General features: G+C 35.7%; 17 protein-coding genes. 13 read left to right on the forward strand and 4 right to left on the reverse strand.

Features of this window, described 5'->3' with window-relative positions:
• Positions 1 to 38 precede the first annotated feature (38 nt).
• A complete protein-coding gene (locus tag CN288_RS12155; RefSeq protein ID WP_026593568.1) occupies positions 39 to 488 on the reverse strand; it encodes a YslB family protein in 450 nt (149 codons plus the stop codon).
• 311 nt (positions 489 to 799) lie between these two features.
• Between CN288_RS12155 and sdhC the strand changes: the two genes are divergently transcribed.
• From sdhC to CN288_RS12175, 4 genes are all read left to right on the forward strand, one after another.
• The gene (sdhC, locus tag CN288_RS12160) at positions 800 to 1426 is read left to right on the forward strand and encodes a succinate dehydrogenase cytochrome B558 (RefSeq protein ID WP_026593567.1); all 627 of its coding nucleotides are present in this window, start codon (positions 800 to 802) and stop codon (positions 1424 to 1426) included.
• Between the two features lie 13 nt (positions 1427 to 1439).
• Positions 1440 to 3233, forward strand: a complete 1794-nt coding sequence (gene sdhA / locus CN288_RS12165; RefSeq protein WP_026593566.1) for a succinate dehydrogenase flavoprotein subunit — start codon at positions 1440 to 1442, stop codon at positions 3231 to 3233.
• Positions 3226 to 3987 (forward strand): succinate dehydrogenase iron-sulfur subunit, encoded by a 762-nt coding sequence (gene sdhB, locus CN288_RS12170; RefSeq protein WP_090687734.1) that lies wholly within the window; start codon positions 3226 to 3228, stop codon positions 3985 to 3987. Before sdhA ends, sdhB begins: the two co-directional genes overlap by 8 nt.
• A 275-nt stretch (positions 3988 to 4262) precedes the next feature.
• Complete coding sequence (locus tag CN288_RS12175) at positions 4263 to 4709, forward strand: acyl-CoA thioesterase (RefSeq protein WP_090687732.1); 447 nt, start codon at positions 4263 to 4265, stop codon at positions 4707 to 4709.
• 144 nt (positions 4710 to 4853) lie between these two features.
• On the opposite strand, the gene CN288_RS12180 is transcribed toward CN288_RS12175, so the two are convergent.
• Together CN288_RS12180 and CN288_RS12185 are read right to left on the reverse strand one after the other, a co-directional pair.
• Positions 4854 to 5633 carry a M15 family metallopeptidase gene (locus CN288_RS12180; protein ID WP_026593563.1) on the reverse strand — a complete coding sequence of 260 codons (780 nt, stop codon included), beginning with the start codon at positions 5631 to 5633 and terminating at the stop codon, positions 4854 to 4856.
• A gap of 373 nt (positions 5634 to 6006) precedes the next feature.
• Complete coding sequence (locus CN288_RS12185) at positions 6007 to 6834, reverse strand: 5'-nucleotidase, lipoprotein e(P4) family (protein ID WP_090687729.1); 828 nt, start codon at positions 6832 to 6834, stop codon at positions 6007 to 6009.
• A gap of 302 nt (positions 6835 to 7136) precedes the next feature.
• Here CN288_RS12185 and CN288_RS12190 point away from each other — a divergent pair, with 302 nt between their 5' ends.
• The 3 genes from CN288_RS12190 to CN288_RS12200 all read left to right on the forward strand — a co-directional run bounded on the left by CN288_RS12190 (position 7137) and on the right by CN288_RS12200 (position 9793).
• Entirely contained in the window at positions 7137 to 8021 is an 885-nt protein-coding gene (locus CN288_RS12190) for an ABC transporter ATP-binding protein (RefSeq protein WP_026593561.1), read from the forward strand.
• Positions 8022 to 8023: 2 nt separating this feature from the next.
• Positions 8024 to 9244: an ABC transporter permease gene (locus tag CN288_RS12195; RefSeq protein ID WP_090687724.1), complete on the forward strand. Its 1221-nt coding sequence runs from the start codon at positions 8024 to 8026 to the stop codon at positions 9242 to 9244.
• Positions 9245 to 9361: 117 nt separating this feature from the next.
• Positions 9362 to 9793 (forward strand): Rrf2 family transcriptional regulator, encoded by a 432-nt coding sequence (locus CN288_RS12200; RefSeq protein WP_026593559.1) that lies wholly within the window; start codon positions 9362 to 9364, stop codon positions 9791 to 9793.
• A 57-nt stretch (positions 9794 to 9850) separates the two neighbouring features.
• Here CN288_RS12200 and CN288_RS12205 read toward each other — a convergent pair whose 3' ends face one another.
• On the reverse strand, positions 9851 to 10516 hold the full coding sequence (locus CN288_RS12205; protein WP_026593558.1) for an aquaporin: 666 nt from the start codon (positions 10514 to 10516) through the stop codon (positions 9851 to 9853).
• A 390-nt stretch (positions 10517 to 10906) separates the two neighbouring features.
• On the opposite strand from CN288_RS12205, the gene CN288_RS12210 reads away from it, so the two are divergent.
• The 6 genes from CN288_RS12210 (at position 10907) to CN288_RS12235 (ending at position 20155) form a co-directional block, all read left to right on the forward strand.
• Positions 10907 to 12601 carry a sensor histidine kinase gene (locus tag CN288_RS12210; RefSeq protein WP_026593557.1) on the forward strand — a complete coding sequence of 565 codons (1695 nt, stop codon included), beginning with the start codon at positions 10907 to 10909 and terminating at the stop codon, positions 12599 to 12601.
• Positions 12598 to 13764 carry a response regulator transcription factor gene (locus CN288_RS12215; RefSeq protein WP_098302323.1) on the forward strand — a complete coding sequence of 389 codons (1167 nt, stop codon included), beginning with the start codon at positions 12598 to 12600 and terminating at the stop codon, positions 13762 to 13764. Before CN288_RS12210 ends, CN288_RS12215 begins: the two co-directional genes overlap by 4 nt.
• Before the next feature lie 186 nt (positions 13765 to 13950).
• A complete protein-coding gene (locus CN288_RS12220) occupies positions 13951 to 15201 on the forward strand; it encodes an ABC transporter substrate-binding protein (RefSeq protein ID WP_098302367.1) in 1251 nt (416 codons plus the stop codon).
• Positions 15202 to 15223: 22 nt separating this feature from the next.
• Entirely contained in the window at positions 15224 to 16168 is a 945-nt protein-coding gene (locus CN288_RS12225) for a carbohydrate ABC transporter permease (protein ID WP_098302324.1), read from the forward strand.
• 23 nt (positions 16169 to 16191) lie between these two features.
• A complete protein-coding gene (locus CN288_RS12230; RefSeq protein WP_026593553.1) occupies positions 16192 to 17019 on the forward strand; it encodes a carbohydrate ABC transporter permease in 828 nt (275 codons plus the stop codon).
• A gap of 49 nt (positions 17020 to 17068) precedes the next feature.
• Positions 17069 to 20155 (forward strand): glycoside hydrolase family 2 TIM barrel-domain containing protein, encoded by a 3087-nt coding sequence (locus CN288_RS12235; RefSeq protein ID WP_098302325.1) that lies wholly within the window; start codon positions 17069 to 17071, stop codon positions 20153 to 20155.
• The last annotated feature ends 17 nt before the right edge of the window (positions 20156 to 20172 follow it).

A 20172-nucleotide genomic window follows, 5' to 3' on the forward strand; every position in this document is an offset into this window, starting at 1 on the left:
ACTAAACTTATATGTCTAGTTGACTGTTAATGTGGATTCTACACTTCAACAGGATCTTTTACGTCCCATTTTACAAGGAATGTGATTGAATCCGAACGTTTTTTTTGCTCTTCATATGACTCTGCAACAACATTTCGTTGCTTTTGAATTTGTTCTGCAACAAATCCAGTTTCTAATTGGTAGGAAGAATGTCTACTTTGCTTTTGACGCTCTGCAATGAGCGGGCTTGTTAGTTGAAAATGCATTTCGCGACGTTTATGCTCGATAATGTTCAAACGGCCCCAGCCAGCTTTTTCAAAAAAGTGAATGACTTCTTCAATTGTCTCTAGCGGATATTTTCGTGCTAGGTTTCTACCAGCCCAGTATAAAATGTCATCTAATTCTTTTCCAATTAAGTCAGGTAGTACTTCTTCACGCAGCAGTTCATAAGCGAAGGCGTTCAATGAAACATCTTCTAAAGATGCTATATCAATTGTATTTTTGCTCACAATATTCCCCTCTTTCTATAGAAATTATTATATAACATTTCCCATTTATAAAAACAGAACTTTCTTTGAGAAAATCTGAATATATAGGAAGAAAAAAAGAATCGGCAAATTATATGCAAATTATGTACAAATTATGTATACGTTTTCTTGACGCTTCGACAAAAATAGGAGTAAAATGAATTTGGTATCAAATTATGCTGAAATATTTCGAATAATTTTTTCAGTTTTTCTTATAGCAATAGTGAAAAAACATTATTGTTATAAACTAATCTGAAAGCAGCAGTTAAACATTCAAGGGGGGTAATGGGGACATGAAAGGCCGCGAGTATACGTTTCGCAAGTGGCACTCATTAATGGGAGTCATCCCGGTTGGTGTCTTTTTGACGCAACATTTAGTAGTAAACAATTTTGCAACAAGAGGAGCAGAGGCTTTTAACAAAGCTGCTCATTTTATGGAGCTCCTTCCATTCCGGTATGCGCTAGAAATTTTTGTCATCTTTTTACCGATACTGTACCATGCTATATATGGATTATATATTGCATTTACAGCTAAGAACAATGCGACATCTTATAGTTATTTCCGTAACTGGATGTTCGTTTTCCAACGAATTTCAGGTATCATCACGCTGATTTTCATAGCTTGGCACGTTTGGCAAACTCGTATTCAAGCAGCATTAGGAGAACAGGTAAATTATGATATGATGGCAGATATTTTAGGCAATCCAGCTATGTTTGGCTTCTATTTAGTTGGTGTTGTATCAACAATTTTCCACTTTGCAAATGGACTATGGACATTCTGCATTAGCTGGGGAATTACAGTATCGCCACGTTCACAACGTATCTCTACTTATGTAACATTAGCTATTTTCTTAGGTTTATCTTATGTAGGTGTGAGTGCATTATTAGCGTTCATCGATCCACAGCTAGCAAATCAGTAAGGAGTGGGAGAGCATGAAAGGGAAACTTATAGTAGTCGGTGGTGGATTAGCCGGCTTAATGGCAACGATTAAGGCAGCAGAAGCAGGAGTAAACGTGGAACTGTTCTCTTTAGTACCAGTAAAACGTTCGCATTCTGTATGTGCACAAGGTGGTATTAACGGTGCCGTAAATACAAAAGGTGAAGGGGATTCCCCGTGGATCCACTTTGACGATACAATTTATGGTGGTGACTTCCTAGCGAACCAACCACCAGTTAAAGCAATGTGTGAAGCAGCACCTGGTATTATTCATTTAATGGACCGTATGGGTGTTATGTTTAACCGCACAGAAGAAGGACTTCTTGATTTCCGCCGCTTTGGAGGAACACAACATCACCGTACAGCATTCGCCGGTGCAACAACTGGTCAACAATTATTGTACGCATTAGATGAGCAAGTACGTCGTCATGAAGTAGCAGGACTTGTAACAAAATATGAGGGTTGGGATTTCTTACGAGCTGTTATCGATGATGAAGGTGTATGCCGCGGAATCGTTGCACAAGACTTACAAACTATGGAAATTAAAAGTTTCCGAGCTGATGCTGTGATTATGGCAACAGGGGGCCCTGGTATCATCTTTGGAAAATCAACAAACTCTATTATCAACACAGGTACAGCAGCATCTGCTGTATATCAACAAGGTGCATATTATGCGAATGGTGAGTTCATTCAAATTCACCCAACAGCAATTCCTGGGGACGATAAGTTACGTCTAATGAGCGAATCTGCACGCGGTGAAGGTGGACGCGTTTGGACGTATAAAGACGGTAAGCCTTGGTACTTCTTAGAAGAGAAATACCCTGCATACGGAAATCTTGTGCCTCGTGATATCGCAACGCGTGAAATTTTTGACGTGTGTGTTGAGCAAAAACTAGGTATTAATGGTGAAAACATGGTATATCTAGATCTTTCTCATAAAGATCCGAAAGAACTAGATATTAAACTTGGTGGAATTATTGAAATCTATGAAAAGTTCACAGGTGATGATCCTCGTAAACTACCGATGAAAATCTTCCCAGCTGTTCATTATTCAATGGGCGGACTATGGGTTGATTATAAGCAAATGACAAGTATTCCAGGTTTATTTGCAGCAGGTGAGTGTGATTACTCTATGCACGGTGGTAACCGATTAGGTGCGAACTCATTATTATCAGCGATTTATGGCGGTATGGTAGCAGGACCAAACGCGATTGAATATATGAAAGGTCTTTCAAAGTCATCTGATGCTGTTTCATCAGCTACTTATGAGCAAAATGAGCTAATCGAAACAGAGAAATTTAACAATATTTTAGCGTTAGATGGTAATGAAAATGCATATGTTCTGCATAAAGAGCTTGGAGAATGGATGACAGATAACGTAACAGTAGTTCGTGAAAATAAAAAGCTATTAGAAACAGATGCGAAAATCGTAGAGTTAATGGAGCGTTATAAGCGCATTAACATTAATGATACAGCAAAATGGAGTAACCAAGGTGCTTCGTTTACACGCCAACTGGCAAACATGTTTGAATTAGCTCGTGTTATTACAATTGGTGCATATAACCGTAATGAAAGCCGCGGTGCACATTATAAACCAGAATTCCCAAATCGTGATGATGCGAACTTCTTAAAAACGACAATGGCGAAGTTTGAAGGAGAAGGAAATGCACCAGCATTCCATTACGAAGACGTTGATGTTTCATTAATCAAACCACGTAAGCGTGACTATTCTTCCAAACATGATGTAGCTGCTAAGGGTGAAGAGAAGGGGGATAAACAACATGTCTGAGAAAACAATCCGCCTCATCATTACACGGCAAGATGGACCAGATGCGCAACCGTTTGATCAGGAGTTTGAAATTCCATATCGTCCAAATATGAATATTATTTCGGCTCTTATGGAAATTCGCCGTAATCCTGTCGATTCAAAAGGAAACCATACAACTCCTGTTGCGTGGGATATGAACTGTTTAGAAGAAGTATGTGGTGCTTGTTCTATGGTAATTAACGGTAAACCGCGTCAATCATGTACAGCGCTTATCGATAAATTAGAACAACCAGTTCGTATCAAACCGATGAAGACATTCCCGGTAGTGCGTGATTTACAAGTTGATCGTAGCCGTATGTTTGATGCTTTAAAACGTGTGAAAGCTTGGGTTCCAATTGATGGTACGTATGACTTAGGACCAGGACCAAGAATGCCAGAGAAAAAGCGTCAATGGGCATATGAACTTTCAAAATGTATGACATGTGGTGTTTGCTTAGAATCATGTCCGAACGTAAACAGTAAATCTGACTTTATCGGACCAGCACCGCTTTCACAAGCTCGCTTGTTCAATTCACATCCAACTGGTGAAATGCATAAAGCAGAACGCTTACGTGCAATTATGGGTGATGGCGGCCTTGCGAACTGTGGTAACTCACAAAACTGTGTGCAATCATGTCCGAAAGGTATTCCATTAACAACTTCAATTGCAGCATTAAACCGTGATACAACAATTCAGTCGTTTAAAGACTTCTTTGGTAGCGACAATAACTATTAATAAATATTGCCTCTTCGAATCGAAGAGGCAATATTTATATAAAGTATAAATTGAAAACAAATATTAGACCTTTCTTTTAGGAGAGAGAGGACCCAATCATGCATAGAAGCGATTTGGATTGAAAAATGGATGATGGCTTTTTTGTTATTTATAGCAGCGACTGATATGTTGGAAGATCAAAACGAATATATATGAATTTGTATCGTTTTAATTTTTTGTTTATTCTGAAATATGTTGTGTTACTTATTAGAATAAAAGAAAAAGGAGAGAAAGGCATGAAGAAGATTTCTTACATTGAAGGTTTTGAGAAATGGGAACAGGATTTTTCATTTTATATTCCTATTAAAGTTCGTTTTTGTGAAACAGATATGTTTGGACATATGAATAATGGCGTTGCTTTTACATATTTTGAAGAAGCACGTATCGAGTTTTTTAAAGAGCTTGGTTTTATGCAAGAATGGACACATGAAGCATCAGAAACAATGATTGTTGTCGCTGATTTACAATGTAATTTCTTGAAACAAATTTTCTTCGATGAACATTTAAAGGTATATATAAAAGCTGAAACAGTTGGGAATTCTTCGTTAGATTTACACTATATGGTAAAAAATGAAGCGGGAGAAGTTTGTTTGGTAGGGCGCGGGGCAATGGTGCAAGCCTCAAAGAAAACGGGAAAAGGGATGCCTTGGCCCCAAGAATGGAAACAAAAGTTACTACAATAAAGTGAGATGTGAATTGAGTAGACACATATAAAAATAATAATGCTGGCGGGGGATGTATGAAAAGAAATAAAAGTAGAAAACATATTATATTTGGTCAATATGTTTTCTACTTTATTTTTTACGTCTTGATAAGAGGAAAATCTCTTATTTTTTTGCACCCATGGCCTCTTCTAATGTTAGGTGATGTTTATGTAAGTAAGTAGCATATGGCTTCCCTACATAGCGAAGATGCCACGGTTCATATGAATATTCCGTTATATCTGTTTTATCTTCTAAATAGCGAATGACGAAGCCAAATTCATGGGCATGTGCTGCCACCCATTTTCCTTCCTCAGTTTCACCGAAAATAGGTTCTAATTGATAACTTGCAGACTTAGAACTAATGTCCATTGCAAGTCCTGTTTGATGTTCGCTTGTTCCAGGAACTGCGCTAACTGAGTCTGCCTCAGCTTTTCCTTGACGTTTTATGTACATATTATGTAATGACTGTTGGCGCTTATAAGAACGATAACCTGATACAGCAGTAAGCTCTAGTCCTTGTTGCTTTGCTGCATGGAACATTTTTTCCAGAGCTGCCGCAGCATCTTTACGAAGCAATGTTTTTTCTTTGTCTTTTGGATATGCAAATGAAACATCCGGTTTTGTGAGATCATCTGGCGTATAACCATCTGGTAATTTGCGGTGTTTATTTACTAAAACAAGTGGTGAATCTGGATTTGTAACAAGAGAAAAATCCTCATCTATTTTTTTAGCAGTATGAGTTGCTTTTGGAAATACTGGAATCTCTTCTTTTGGGTGTTCAATATGTTTTTGTGTTTCGACAGCTTTCGCATCATTTTGTAGTGGAGATTTTGAGCTGAAATAAGCGAAGGATGTGATACCGATTACAATCGTAGTGGCAGAAATAACAATTACTTTCTTCATAACGCTGTGTAATTTCAGTCCTTTCTTATAATTTGTTTCGCATGTTAATTATAAGTCTAATTTCTATAAAAAGAAATATAAGAGTCGTAAAGTAATAGAATTGCAAAGAATTTGTCAAATAATGTGTGGTTTTGTTGAATTATATTTATATACATACAAATGGAAAAGATAATCCTGTTCCTTTTTTTTGAATAAAGAGAGGCGTTCGAACATGGATAGAAGCAATCAGTGACCTTTTTAGTATCAGGTCAAGTGAAAACAAAATGAATATAAATTTAAAATAGAAGTTAAGAAAGGAATAAAATAAAAGGATGGCATAAGCCACCCTTTTATCCCGCTATTCGCGGGCAGTAGAACCTTATTGATGGAAGGTTCATTTTACTTCAAATGATTTTAAGTTATCGCGACGAATTTTATCTTTTTCTGCATCAGATTTTTTGAAGTTATAATCATATAGAGCACCTTCCCAATCACCATACATTGGATTAGGGAAAATGATAAATTTTTCGCCAAATTGTGCTTTTGTTTCTTCAACTGTTTGATTGCGATCTTTTACAGATTTTCCATCAAATCCAGTGAAGTCAGATAAATTATCACCGAAGAATAGAACGATATCGTGCGATTGTGAAACAAGTTCACGACGTTTTTCTTTCCCTTTTTCTTTCGGATCTTGTAGTAAAATATGTTCTTTTGTTGCTTGTGGAGCACCAACGCGCTCAAGGTTTTTAATTGTTGCATCTAATTGATTTGTCTTACGGTTTGAAATGTAATAAATGTCTACACCTTTAGACTCTGCATATTTTAAGAAATCAATTGCGCCGGGAAGAGCTTCTGCTTCCGCTTTATTAATCCACTCATCCCATTTATAAGGATAGCCTTTTCCTTCTTTCACAGTCATTGCTTGGTGAGGGCTGTTATCTAAAACAGTTTCATCTAAATCTAGTACAATTGCTGGCTTTTTGCTTGTGCCTTTTGCAAGAGCCGCATCAAGCTTTAATTGTCCAATGTTATAGCCTTGATAATACAATGCTTTCGTCTCACCGGCTGTTTGGAACCATAAATCAGCCATTAGCTGCTGGTCTGTTAATTTTACGTTTTCTTCTTTGGCCACAGTTTTCTCAGCTGTTCCTGAACATGCTACAAGCGATGTAGATAGAATGGCTACAGATAATAATGTGGTAATGCCTCTTTTCATCTTCATATGTATCCTCCTTGATGTAAATAAATCATTTAATATTATATATTAAAATATAATGTTATTTATAGGTTTTTTTATGCATTTTTGCATATTGCCCTTTGGGTATATGGCAGTATGCCCTATTTCGATATAATAAGTAAGAAATGTTTTTTGATTTACAATTTTAACTAAATAAAACAAATGGTGGGTAGGACAGGGAGTATCATATACGAGAAGTAAAATTATCTGTGTTACTATATTTCACTCTGAATAATCATAATGTTTAGAAGAGAGTAAGGATAATAGAGAAGGGGAGGATGTATACTTTGAGTTTACAAATACAAAACTTAACGAAAATATTTGGTGAATCAAAAGCGGTCAATCAATTACAAATTTCATTACCAAAAGGTGAAGTGTTAGGGCTACTTGGCCGGAATGGTGCAGGAAAAACAACAACAATTAAAATGCTCCTCGGTTTATTAACTCCTAATGAAGGGTCGATTACATGGGAGGGAAAAATGATTTCTGAAAGTGATGTAACGATTGGATATCTTCCAGAAGAAAGAGGACTATATACAAAAAGTAGAGTTATAGATCAACTTCGCTATTTTGGAAGATTAGAAGGAATGACGAAGAAAGAAGTGGACCGTGCGATTGATCAATGGTTAGAAAAACTAGCAATCCCGGAATATAAATATAAAACAGCAGGGGAGCTTTCAAAGGGAAATCAGCAAAAAATCCAATTAATTGCGGCGCTTATTCATGACCCAGAGCTTCTGATTTTAGATGAGCCATTTAGTGGGCTAGATCCGGTGAATGCTGGTATGTTAGCAAATATTATTGAAGAACAAGTACAAAGCGGGAAAACAATTATTTTATCAAGTCATCGAATGGAACAAGTGGAGACGTTTTGCCAGCATGTATGCATTTTGAAAAAAGGAGAAGCAGTTGTAAAAGGAAAACTAAGCGACATTAAGCAAGAATACGGTTTTCGCAATTTAACAATTGAAGATGCGGTAGAAAATGAACGAGCATTACAAGCCTTACATATTTCGTATGAAAAACAACAAGGACTACTTTATATGAAAGTTCATGATGATGCAGAAGCCTTAACGATTTTAAAAAAATTACAGGAACAAGGTATAAGCTTAAGACAATTTAAAATGTTAGAGCCAACGCTAAACGAAATATTTGTGGAAAGGGCGAAATAACAATGCGTAAATTTTCTCATGTATTTTCATTTTATTTCAGGGAATCATTTCTATCTAAAAAATCATTGATTACGAGTGCGATTTTATTTTTAGTTGTATTTGGTTTAGTAGCTTTTACTCACTTTACTTCTGATAAGGATAAAGGGAAAGATAAAATTGCAGTGGTAACAGAAAGTACCACTTATAAAGTGCAAGAAAGTGATATGAATAAATTACTTCCATCAGCTAAAGTAACTGTGGCACAGAAAGATGAATTTAATGCACTACGTAAGCAGGTGGAAGAAGGGGACTTAGATGGTCTATTCCATATTAAAGAAAAGAATGGCATTCCAGAAGTTACTTATTTGTATAGTGGCTTTCCCAGCGATTCAACAGCTACATTGATGGCAAGTTATTTAAAGGAACAATACACGGCGGTAATGATTGAAAAGAATAATATATCTCCAGAAGTAGCAAGACAATTACAGATGGCGATTCCTATGAAGCAAGAGGCAATAAAAGATCGAGCATCCTCCTTTGGTATTGGCTATGCATTTTCGTTTGCGTTGTATATGTTTATTATTTCGTTTGGAAATGCGATTGGGATAACAATTGCATCTGAAAAAGCATCACGTGTTATGGAACTTATGCTTCCAAAAGTAAAACCGCTTACGATGATGTATGCGAAAATTTTAGCGGTTGTAGCTACAGCTTTATTACAAATTGCTGTACTTGCTTGTGGGTTTATCATCCCGTATTTATTAGGATGGATTGATTTAAATAATGCTTCAATATTTGGACTGTCTTTAGATTTTTCAACTTTAGATACATTAGTTATCAGTATGTTTATTATCTACTTTATTACAGGATATTTACTATATGCGATGTTATATGCAGCGGCTGGAGCAGTTGTATCTAAGTTAGAAGATTTACAATCAGTGGCATTGCCGATTACATTTTTAGGTATGGGGGCATTCTTCATTAGTATGAAGTCACTATTTGATCCAAATAGTACACTGGTTGTAATTAGTTCCTATGTTCCATTCTTTACACCAATGGTTACATTCTCACGTGTTGTTGCTGGTGAAGCAGGCGCTGTAGAGATTAGCGTTACATTAGTAATTTTAGTGGTAACGATTTTAATCATCAATTGGATTGCAAGTCGTATTTTCGTCAATGGTGTTATGAATTACTCTGATAAAGTGAAATTCAAAGATTTAGCTAAATTTATTAAGCGTCAATAAACATAAAAGCATGATTTTCTAAGGGAATCATGCTTTTTCTTTATGCGTAAACAAGAAATAGTATATAATAGTATGTAGCGTCTTTTGACAGAATGAACGTAAAGGAGGGGCGTGCAGATGGGAATTAGTAGCCGTTTTACAGTAGGTGTTCATATGTTAACGTTACTTGCGATAGATCGAAACTCTCGCTGTACCTCTGAATGGATTGCTGGTAGTGTGAATACAAATCCAGTTGTGATTCGCCGCATTACGGGAATGTTGAAGAGAGCGGGCCTTGTTGATGTACAAGCTGGAAAAGGTGGAATGTCACTTGCTCGTGATTTAGATGAAATTACATTACTTGATGTATATAAAGCAGTGGAAGTAGTAGAAGAAGGACATCTATTTTCTTTCCATGAGAATCCCAACATAGAATGTCCAGTAGGAGCTAATATTCAATCCGTACTAGAGATTATATTAATGCAAGCGCAAGAAGCAATGGAAAATGTGCTTGCGAATGTAACAGTTCAGCAGCTTGTTACAAATTTACAATCAAAAATTCAGAAATAAAAAAGCGAGCCCAATATAAGCGGGCTCGCTTCTTTACTTTCAGAAAGAACGAAAATTCTATTTTTCAGTATTTAGTACAAATTTCCCTACAATGGCAGCAACGATACCACCAACAATTGGAGCAACAATAAATACCCATAATTGAGATACAGCTTCTCCGCCAGCAAATAAAGCTGGTGCTAGGCTACGTGCTGGGTTAACAGAAGTTCCTGTTAATGGAATACCTAATAAGTGAACCAATACTAGTGTAAAACCAATTACTAATCCAGCTAATTGTGCATTACCCTTTTTACCTGTTACTGCAATAATTACTAAAATAAAGACGAATGTTAATATAAATTCAACTAAGAAAGAACCTGACAAGCCAAGATTTCCAAAGCTATTTTGTCCTAAGTTATCTAAAGACATATTAGAAGATTTTAAAATAGTCACTAACGTTGCAGTTCCTAGTAAACCACCTAAAATTTGAGCTAATAAGTAACAAGCAAGTTCCATAGCGCTCATTCGTTTGTTTACAAACATGGCAATTGATACTGCTGGGTTTACATGACATCCAGAAATTGTTCCAATGCTATATGCCATAGCAACAATTGACAACCCGAAAGCCATTGCAATTCCTAAAGTTCCAATTCCTTCAATTCCGCCGCCTAAAACAGCTGTTCCGGTTCCGAATAATACAAGTACAAATGTACCAATAAATTCAGCAATCCCTTTTTTTAACATAATTTTCCTCCTCGCATACACATGAATCGTATTATAACATAAAATTAGGTGGATTTAAGTATAAATGGAAAATATAATATTATTCTGATAAATAAAATACGGAAGAATTATACAATTTTAATCAAATAAACAATACGATACTTAAAGAATAATCATGTGTTTTATTTATGCGATGTTTACATTTGTTATACTGTTTTTCTTTGTTTAGCCACCGGAACAGACCGATTCAAAATTCAATCTACAACCTCCATTATTTTTCGATTATAAAAAGGGGTGCTTGCAATAAAGCGCTCCTTTTTTATAGATTTTAATGTTATTTTTGATAAAATATAGTTAAGTTGGAATATTCTGAAAAGATAGATAAATAATTTAGTATAAGGGAAGAGGCTCATGACAAAATTTAGACTATGGGGATTGCTGCAACAAATTCGAACAAGCCTTCGTTTGAAGTTATTAACGTGTTTTTTAGTTGTTGCACTTATTCCGCTCATGTTGTTTAGCTGGATGTCATATGAAAAGTCATCCAATCTTGTAAATGCACAGTTTGGGGATTATGGAAAGTTTGCTATATCGCAGCTTCAAGCTCAAATTGAATTAACATTAAGCCATATGCATTTAATTGCTAGTGATATTCAAGAATATTTATCAGATCCGACGTTAATTGTTTTAAAAAAAGAAGCACCAAAATCGTATTCGGAATTTATTATTGAGAAGAATTTTGAAAGGTTTTTAGAAGCGCATAAAACAGCACAAACAAAGGGAATCTTTTTGATTACACCTAGTGGTTATTACTATGGAGATCGGTATTTAGATGTGCAGAAACTAAAACAAGAAAAATTTTGGGAAGGACAAGGGGATTTATCACAAGGGTATTGGAATGGGATTTATGTTTCGAATCATTACTCAATAGCTGATAAAAACAAAGTAATTGGATTACTTGTTCCAATCCAAACAGGTAGTTTGAAAGATAGCCGGATATTAGTGGAAACAGATGCGACGGATTTATTTAAGTTTATTGATTCATTAGAAACGGATTTGCATGCACTGATTACCATTCGTGATGAAAAAAAACAGGTGATTTACACAACGGATGAAGATTATAAAAAAAACAAGGCTGATATCATTTGGGAAAAGCCAATTCCATCAAATAAATGGAGTCTAGAAATTATTATTCCAGAAAAAGAATTTTATCAATCCTCTACAATTATTTTGTTTGTTACATTAATTGGAATTATTGTATCGCTATGCCTAGCTTTTATGTTGGCATTTTTAATTTCAGCTAAGCTAACGGAAAATGTCACGAATTTGGATTATGCAATATCTCAAGTAAGTAAAGGAGATTTTTATACAAATATACCAGTAAATTCACAAGATGAAGTAGGGAATTTAACTGTGAATTTTAATAAAATGGTTGTCAAAATTAAATCGTTAGTAGAAGAAATATATGAGAAGGAAAAGTTGAAAAAAGAAGCTGAGCTTAAGGCAATTCATTATCAAATTAATCCGCACTTGCTATTTAATACATTAAATTCGATTCAATGGAAAGCGAAGCTTCAGGGGGCAAATGATATAAGTGAAATGATTTATCATCTTGTTGCTGTGCTAGAAGGAAATTTAAACTTTGCGAACGAACTTGTCACACTCCACAATGAACTGACTATTATAGAACATTATTTAAAGGTGCAGGAAATTCGATTTGGAAATTATTTCTCTTATACGCAAGATGTCTCATCTTCTATAAAAGGGGAACAGATTCCAAGAATGTCGCTACAACCTATATTTGAAAACATATTTTTTCATGCTTTCGATGATGGACAAGGAGCTATTACATTATCGGCATTTGAAAAGGAGAATGGTGACTTATGTATACATATTACCGATGATGGTCGTGGTATTTCTGATAGGCGAAAACCGGATTTATTACAAGAGCCATCTGTAGAACAAAAAGGGGGGCTTGGATTATATAATATCGATCAAAAATTCAAATTGCATTTTGGGATAGAGTACGGATTAACGATTCAATCAGAAGAAAAGAAGGGGACTATAGTTCAGATTCTTTGGCCAAAGGGAGGGATACAGAAATGAAACGCATTAAAGTGCTTATTGCGGATGACGAGACGATTGTTCGAAGGGGCTTGAAAATGGCGATAGATTGGTCAGCATATAATATGGAAGTAGTAGCGGATGTACCAAATGGTGAGAGAGGATGGGAGGAGTTTGTACAACATGAGCCAGAAGTGGTGATTACAGATATTGTCATGCCTGTTATAAATGGAATTGAATTTGTGAAAAAGATTAAACAACATGCGCCGAAAACAAAGGTATTATTATTAAGTTGTCATCGTGATTTTGAATATGCACAGGAAGGGATTAAATTAGGGGTTTTAGGTTATTTATTGAAAACATCGTTTCATGACGAGGAGCTGGATCAATATTTACGAGAATTTCAAAAAGATTTAACAGTCCATAGGGAAGAAGAAGTGATTGAACAGCAAAAATCTCTCTTTTATGAAGATTTTTTTCAATGGTTATGTGGTTTTCAAAATCAGTTCCAAGAGATACTTGTGGATTTATTTCATAATGAATGGAAATGGATGAACGATGGGTATTATGCCTGTTTTATAAGATCAGAATCGAGATTACATTTCATATTACAAGAGCTGGATCAAAAGTTATCAAATCCACATGTGAAGATATTATGTGGAAAGGATCAATGTTTCTTATTTCTTAATGAAAAATATAAGGGAATGATGGAACAAATGTTTATGGATGTAAAGAGTAAATATGAAGAGCTATATTGGATTACGTCGGGGGAGCTGTTCAGCACTGGGCAATGGATGGATTCAGTTAAATCGATGAAGCAATTTGCAGAACTTGAGATTAAGTATAAAGTAACGATTAACAATTGGCCAAAAACAATTAAAGAGGCTATTTTGTATACAATGAATCATTTATCAGAGCCAATTGTTGTTTCAGAAGTGGCGGAGATGGTAGGGCTAAGCAGAAGTCATTTTAGTATGCTTTTTAAAAAGATAATAGGTGAAAGTTTTCATTCTTTTACAGAACGAAGAAAACTTGAACTTGCCATGCAAATGCTTCAAACAACCTCACTTACGATTCAAGAGGTAGCGGAGCATATCGGCATTTCAAATAGTAAATATTTTAGTAAATGGTTTAAAAAGTGTACAGGAACAACACCATCAGAATATCGAGACAAACAATGTGAAACTTTATATAAAACAAATTGACACCATACTTTTGTTGAACGAACAATTTGATAACAAAAATCGAACAAATCGATGTTTTTAACCGCTTTCATAAAAGGTAAAATGAAAGCGGTTAAATTATTTGTTCTGAAAAATCGGAAATTAAAACTTTTTTGGAGAAGGGGAGTGTAAGTAGTGAAAAAAATGGTACATGTATGTCTTAGTTTTATGCTCGTACTTATAGTATTTTTAGCTGGTTGTAGCTCAAATGAGACCACAAGTAAAAAATCATCAAAGGATGATGAAAAGAAACAAACATCGAGTGATGGAACAGTATTACGATTTGCAACTTGGGATGCTGGAAAAAATTTAAAGATTCAGCAGCAAATTGCAAAGAAATTTGAAGAGAAGAATCCGGGAGTCAAAGTACAGGTGGAGGCTTATGGCGATGGCTTTGATCAAAAGCTTGCAGCATCTTTCGGAGCGAAAAATCCACCAGATGTTATGTATATGTGGAATTTCCCAGCTTATTATAAATCTCTTGAACCTTTAGATGAACTTGCAAAGAAAGATCCGGATATGAAATTAGATGATTTTTATCAAGGGCTATTTAACTACTCTAGTATTGACGGGAAATTATATGGTATGCCAGCAGGATTTACAACACGGGTTATATATTACAATAAAAAGTTATTTGATAAAGCGAATATTCCATATCCGAAAGATGGTTGGACTTGGGATGAGTTTGTAGACACTGCGAAAAAGTTAACAGATGCAAGCAATAAACAATATGGATTTGCTTTAAGACCTGAGCCAGATACGTATGATTTACAAGGGTTTATTTGGAGTAACGGTAGTAGTTTTGTAAGTGAAGATGGAAAACAAATAAAAGGACATATGAACAGTACAGAAACAATTGAAGTTATGAAATCTTTCCAAAGTATGCTAAAGGATAAAACGGCTGTATTAGTAGGTGGAAAAAACCAACAGAGCGGTGACGATATTTTTAAAGCTGGGAAGTTAGCAATGTGGGAGAGCGGAATCTGGCCATTAGAAGGGTTTAAAGAGGCAAAAATTGATTTTGGTACAGTAGAACCTCCTACATTTAAAGGAAAACCTGTGAAGGGGCTTGTTGCTACATCAGCTGTTTCGATTGCAAAAGATGCAAAACATAAAGAGTTAGCTTGGGAGTTTGTTAAGTTTTATTCTTCACCAGAAGCGATTAAAATGCGAACTTCTGATTTACCGGTTCGAATTAGTGTTGTAAAAGAATTGAAGAAAGAAGAAGAGACGAATATTAAACCGTTCTACACAATGCTAGAACGTTCAACAAATACACCAGCATTTTTACTTAATCCAAAATGGGATGAAGTAAACCGGAATTTATCAGCGGCAATTAATGCAATTATGCTTGGACAAGATCCAGAGAAATTATTAAATAAAGCGGTTCAAGATTCAGAGAAGTATATGGATAAATAATTGTAAAAGCAAAGAGGTGTGGATGGTGAAATATGGAGTATCTATAGAGAGTGAAACGAATATAGCTGTTAGAAAAAAGAAAATGAAATGGGAGAAACTCGTTCCTTACGCATTTATATTTCCGTGGGTATTTGGCTTTATAGCCTTTACCCTTGGTCCTCTTTTATTTTCACTGTTTATTAGTTTTTTTGACTGGCCGCTTATTGGAGAAGTTCAATTTATTGGATTAAAAAACTATCAAGATATGTTTCTAAATGATCCGATGTTTTGGAATTCGCTATGGATTACAGTGAAATTTGCAGCATTATTTGTTCCATTTAATTTAATCATTGCTCTATTTTTAGCGATTTTGCTGAATCAAAAGGTAAAAGGACATGCGTTTTTTCGAACATTTTTCTATTTGCCAAGCGTTATTTCTGGTGTGGCTTTAGCGATGATTTGGGCATGGGTATATAACGGAGAGTATGGTATTTTGAATTATTTTCTATCGCTTGTGGGTATAAAAGGACCAAATTGGTTAAGTGATCCGAACTGGTCACTCATTGCGATGGTAATTGCTAGTTTATGGGGACAAGGCACGCTTATGCTCATCTTTTTAGCTGGATTAAAAAATATTCCGCAAAACTTGTATGAGGCTGCTTCCATTGATGGAGCTGGAAAAGTGCAGCAATTTTTCAAAATTACATTGCCGATGTTAACGCCGACAATTTTATTTAATTTAATTACAACAATTATCGGTGCGTTTCAACAATTAACATTAGCGCTTGTATTAACCGGCGGAGGTCCATTAAAGTCCACCTATTTTTACGCGATGTATGTATATGAAAATGCATTTAAGTATTTTAAAATGGGCTATTCATCAGCGAATGCTTGGTTTATGTTTTTAATCATTTTAGGGTTAACATTACTTGTTTTTAAATCATCAGCAGCGTGGGTTTATTACGAAAATGAGATGAAGTCAAAGTAGAAAATGAATAAGGAGGATACGGTGTGAGAACGAAGAAGCGCATATATCGAATTGTAGTGTACGCACTATTAATAGGCTTTTCTATTTTATTTTTATTGCCCTTCTTTTGGATGATTACAACATCTGTGAAATCACCAGAAGAATTATATTTATATCCACCAAAGTGGATTCCATCTGAGTTTAAATTTAGTAATTTTGCAAAGGCGTGGACAAGTCAACCATTTAATACTTTTTTATGGAATTCAATTGTTGTAACAGTGCTTTCTACAATCGGGCAGTTAATATCATCTTCTTTAGTAGCGTATGGTTTTGCGCGTTTTAAATTTAAAGGGCGGGATATTTTGTTCATGATTGTACTAGCAACGATGATGATTCCGTGGGAAGTAACGATGATTCCGCTTTATATGGAATTTAATGCTCTAGGCTGGATTAATACGTTAAAACCTTTAATTATTCCATCTTGGTTTGGCGGTGCGTTTTTTATCTTTTTAATGAGACAATTTATTATGTCTGTTCCGAAGGAGCTAGATGAGGCTGCAAGGATGGATGGTGCGAACGCATTTCAAGTTTACTACCGTATTTATTTACCGATTATGAAACCGATTTTAATTCTAGTTGCTGTTTTTAATATTTTAGGATGTTGGAACGATTATCTAGGACCGCTTATTTTCCTAAATGATCAAAGCAAATATACATTAACGCTAGGCTTAGCGCAGTTTAAAGGTATGTTTGGCGTTGATATGGAAGGGATTATGGCGGTGACATTGTTAATTAGTATTGTACCTCTTGCGCTCTTCTTTTTTGCACAGCGATATATTGTGGAAGAGTCGGGACATACAGGTCTTAAATGATAGAGTGTAGAAATGGTGAGACAAAGTGAAAGCAAAAAGGAGGATCGATATGGAACGTAACATGTTAGCGGACTTAGGAAATGTTCAAGTAACAGGGCGAAATCGTATGGAGGGAAGGGCGCATTTTATTCCATTTCAAACGGAACAAGCGGCTCTATCTTTCACGCGTGAAAGCTCTTCTTATTACAAGTTGCTGAATGGAATGTGGAAGTTTTTGTACTTAGAATCCCCAAAGCAACTTCCAGAAAATTTTTTCTTAAGTGAATTTGATTGTAGTGAATGGGATACGATTCATGTACCTGGGCATTGGCAATTGCAAGGATACGGAAAGCCTCATTATACCGATTTATATTATCCGTTTCCGCTTCAGCCACCCCATGTTCCATTTGAAAATCAAGTCGGTTGTTATAAAAATGAATTTTATATACCGGAAAGTTGGAACGGTGGATGTATTCGTATTCGATTTGAAGGTGTGGATAGTGCCTTTCATTTATGGATAAATGGAGAAGAAGTGGGATATAGCCAAGGAAGTCGTTTGACGGCAGAGTTTGATATTACATCGTTTGTTCATATGGGAAAAAATACGATGACAGTATGTGTGTATAGATGGTGTGATGGATCTTATATAGAAGATCAAGATATGTGGTGGTTAAGTGGCATCTTTCGTGATGTGTACATTGTGCATGAACCTGCTGTGCATATTTATGATATGACGCTATGTACAACACTAGATGAAAATTATGAAAATGGTGTGTTACAACTAAGTACAAAGATTTGCAATGAACAATTACTGAATACAAATTATGTACTAGAGTATAAATTTTGTAATGAGCATGGGGAAGTATTAGATCAACATATATCGTATCTGAACTTACAAGGGACAAGTGTTATAGAGGATACACATTCGTTTTTTGTCAAAAAGCCACAGAAATGGTCTGCAGAAGAACCGTATTTGTATATTGTATTGTTCACGATTCGAAATGAAGATGGTGAAGTTGTAGAAGTGGTTTCACAGAAGATTGGTTTCCGTATGATTGAGATGAAGGATAGGAATCTGCTTGTTAATGGTATTCCCATTATATTTAAAGGGGTGAATCGTCACGATCACAATCCGGATACAGGAAGGTATGTCACATATGAAACAATGAAGCAAGATGTAATACTTATGAAGCAGCACAATATTAATGCGGTACGAACGGCACATTATCCGAATGATCCGCGTTTTTATGATCTATGTGATGAGTATGGTTTATATGTAATTGATGAGGCTGATTTGGAATGCCATGGATTTGAGTTAATTGGTAATGCAAACATATTAAGTGATGATCCTGAATGGGAAAATGCTTATGTAGATCGTGTGGAACGTATGGTACTTCGGGATCGCAACCATTCCTCCATTATTATGTGGTCACTCGGAAATGAATCCGGGTTCGGTTGTAATTTTATTGCAATGGCGAATAAGTGTAGGGAATTGGACCAAACAAGAATTATTCATTATGAAGGTGATCGAGAAACGAAAGTCACTGATATTTTTAGTACAATGTATTCTTCAGTCGAAAAGATTATTGGTTATGCAGAAGAAGAAAATTGGGAAAAACCTCATATTTTATGTGAGTATGCCCATGCGATGGGAAATGGACCAGGTGGATTAAAAGAATATTGGGAAGCGATTTATAGTCATAAAAGATTGCAAGGTGGCTTTGTTTGGGAATGGATTGATCACGGATTACGTCAAGTGAATGAAGGTGGAGAAGAGTACTTTGCATACGGAGGTAACTTTGGAGATACTCCGCATAATAGTAATTTTTGCATTGATGGACTACTCTTGCCAGATCGAACGCCATCGCCAGCGTTGTTACAATACAAGAAAATAATTGAACCTATTAAAGTAGGAGAAATAGACATTCGAAGTGGTAGGATTTCAATACAAAATATATATGATTTTCGCTCGTTAAGAGGGCATCGTGTGCAGTGGACTGTAAAAAAAGAAGGAAAAGTAATTGCGAGTGATTCTATAGATGCCCCGCCTTTGTTACCGAAAGAGAGTTGTGAGATTCAGCTGCCTTTTATAGATGATATAGCCCTTCATACAGAAGAGGATTGCTATGTAACCGTGTCGACTGTACTAGGAACAGATACAAATTGGGGAGTCGCAGGCCATGAAATAGCTTGGGAACAATTTTGTATTCCAGCTTTGCAAAAGGTAAGAAGAAAAAAAGATTCGCAGTTATACGGACCATTAACTTTACATGAAACAAAGGAGGAAATTCGCGTTACTGGTGAAAATTTCGCGGTTTCTTTTCACTCTGTAACAGGGCGTATGAAAAACTGGACCTTTAAAGGAAAATTGCTTATGGAGGAAGGACCGAAATTAAATATTTGGCGGGCAACAATTGATAATGATATGTATACAGTTAAAAAATGGAAAGAGCAATATGTACACCTTGTGAAGCATGATGTAGAAAATATAGAAGCTCTGCAACTTGAAAATGGAAATGTTGAAGTTGTTGTGACAGGATCTATTGCTCCACTTGTTATGAACTGGAGAATTGCCGTTACTTATACGTATGAAATTGAAAGAAGCGGGGCTATGAAAATAGAGACAAGATTGAATCCAAGTGGAACTTTACCAGAGACACTTCCGCGAATGGGGCTCGAGATGCGTTTGCCAAAACAATATCAAAATGTAAGTTGGTTTGGACGTGGACCAGGCGAATCATATGCGGATAGTAAAGAAGCAAACAAAGTAGATTTATATGAAATGGCTGTAAAAGACTTATTCTTCCCGTATGTTTTTCCGCAAGAGACGGGAAATCGAACAGATGTAAAGTGGGTTTCGCTATATGATCAATATCATGTAGGGTTTGTTGCGTATAGTAGGCAAGATTTTAATTTTAGCGCCTTACCTTATACAACAGAAGATTTAGAGAAAGCAGAGCATTTGTATGAATTACAAGAAAGAGAGTTTGTTACATTTCATCTAGATTATAAGCAAAATGGTTTAGGAAGCGCGAGTTGTGGACCGGCTCAGCTTCCGGAGTATCAATTGAAGCCAGAGCCGTGCTGGTTTGAGGTGTACATTGTCCCTTTTAATGGGGATCATAAACGAGCTTTTGAGATTGTAAAAGAATCATAAATTACAAGAGGGCTCTT

The sequence above is a fragment of the Bacillus sp. AFS023182 genome (genome assembly GCF_002560575.1).
GTDB classification, from domain to species: Bacteria; Bacillota; Bacilli; order Bacillales; family Bacillaceae_G; genus Bacillus_A; species Bacillus_A arachidis.

What these genes read in the sequence shown, in the direction of transcription:
- sdhC (WP_026593567.1), top strand. Translation starts at nt 800, where the DNA reads ATGAAAGGCCGCGAGTATACGTTTCGCAAGTGGCACTCATTAATGGGA.
- sdhA (WP_026593566.1), top strand. Translation starts at nt 1,440, where the DNA reads ATGAAAGGGAAACTTATAGTAGTCGGTGGTGGATTAGCCGGCTTAATG.
- sdhB (WP_090687734.1), top strand. Translation starts at nt 3,226, where the DNA reads ATGTCTGAGAAAACAATCCGCCTCATCATTACACGGCAAGATGGACCA.
- CN288_RS12175 (WP_090687732.1), top strand. Translation starts at nt 4,263, where the DNA reads ATGAAGAAGATTTCTTACATTGAAGGTTTTGAGAAATGGGAACAGGAT.
- CN288_RS12180 (WP_026593563.1), bottom strand. Translation starts at nt 5,633, where the DNA reads ATGAAGAAAGTAATTGTTATTTCTGCCACTACGATTGTAATCGGTATC.
- CN288_RS12185 (WP_090687729.1), bottom strand. Translation starts at nt 6,834, where the DNA reads ATGAAGATGAAAAGAGGCATTACCACATTATTATCTGTAGCCATTCTA.
- CN288_RS12195 (WP_090687724.1), top strand. Translation starts at nt 8,024, where the DNA reads ATGCGTAAATTTTCTCATGTATTTTCATTTTATTTCAGGGAATCATTT.
- CN288_RS12200 (WP_026593559.1), top strand. Translation starts at nt 9,362, where the DNA reads ATGGGAATTAGTAGCCGTTTTACAGTAGGTGTTCATATGTTAACGTTA.
- CN288_RS12205 (WP_026593558.1), bottom strand. Translation starts at nt 10,516, where the DNA reads ATGTTAAAAAAAGGGATTGCTGAATTTATTGGTACATTTGTACTTGTA.
- CN288_RS12210 (WP_026593557.1), top strand. Translation starts at nt 10,907, where the DNA reads ATGACAAAATTTAGACTATGGGGATTGCTGCAACAAATTCGAACAAGC.
- CN288_RS12215 (WP_098302323.1), top strand. Translation starts at nt 12,598, where the DNA reads ATGAAACGCATTAAAGTGCTTATTGCGGATGACGAGACGATTGTTCGA.
- CN288_RS12220 (WP_098302367.1), top strand. Translation starts at nt 13,951, where the DNA reads ATGCTCGTACTTATAGTATTTTTAGCTGGTTGTAGCTCAAATGAGACC.
- CN288_RS12225 (WP_098302324.1), top strand. Translation starts at nt 15,224, where the DNA reads ATGGTGAAATATGGAGTATCTATAGAGAGTGAAACGAATATAGCTGTT.
- CN288_RS12235 (WP_098302325.1), top strand. Translation starts at nt 17,069, where the DNA reads ATGGAACGTAACATGTTAGCGGACTTAGGAAATGTTCAAGTAACAGGG.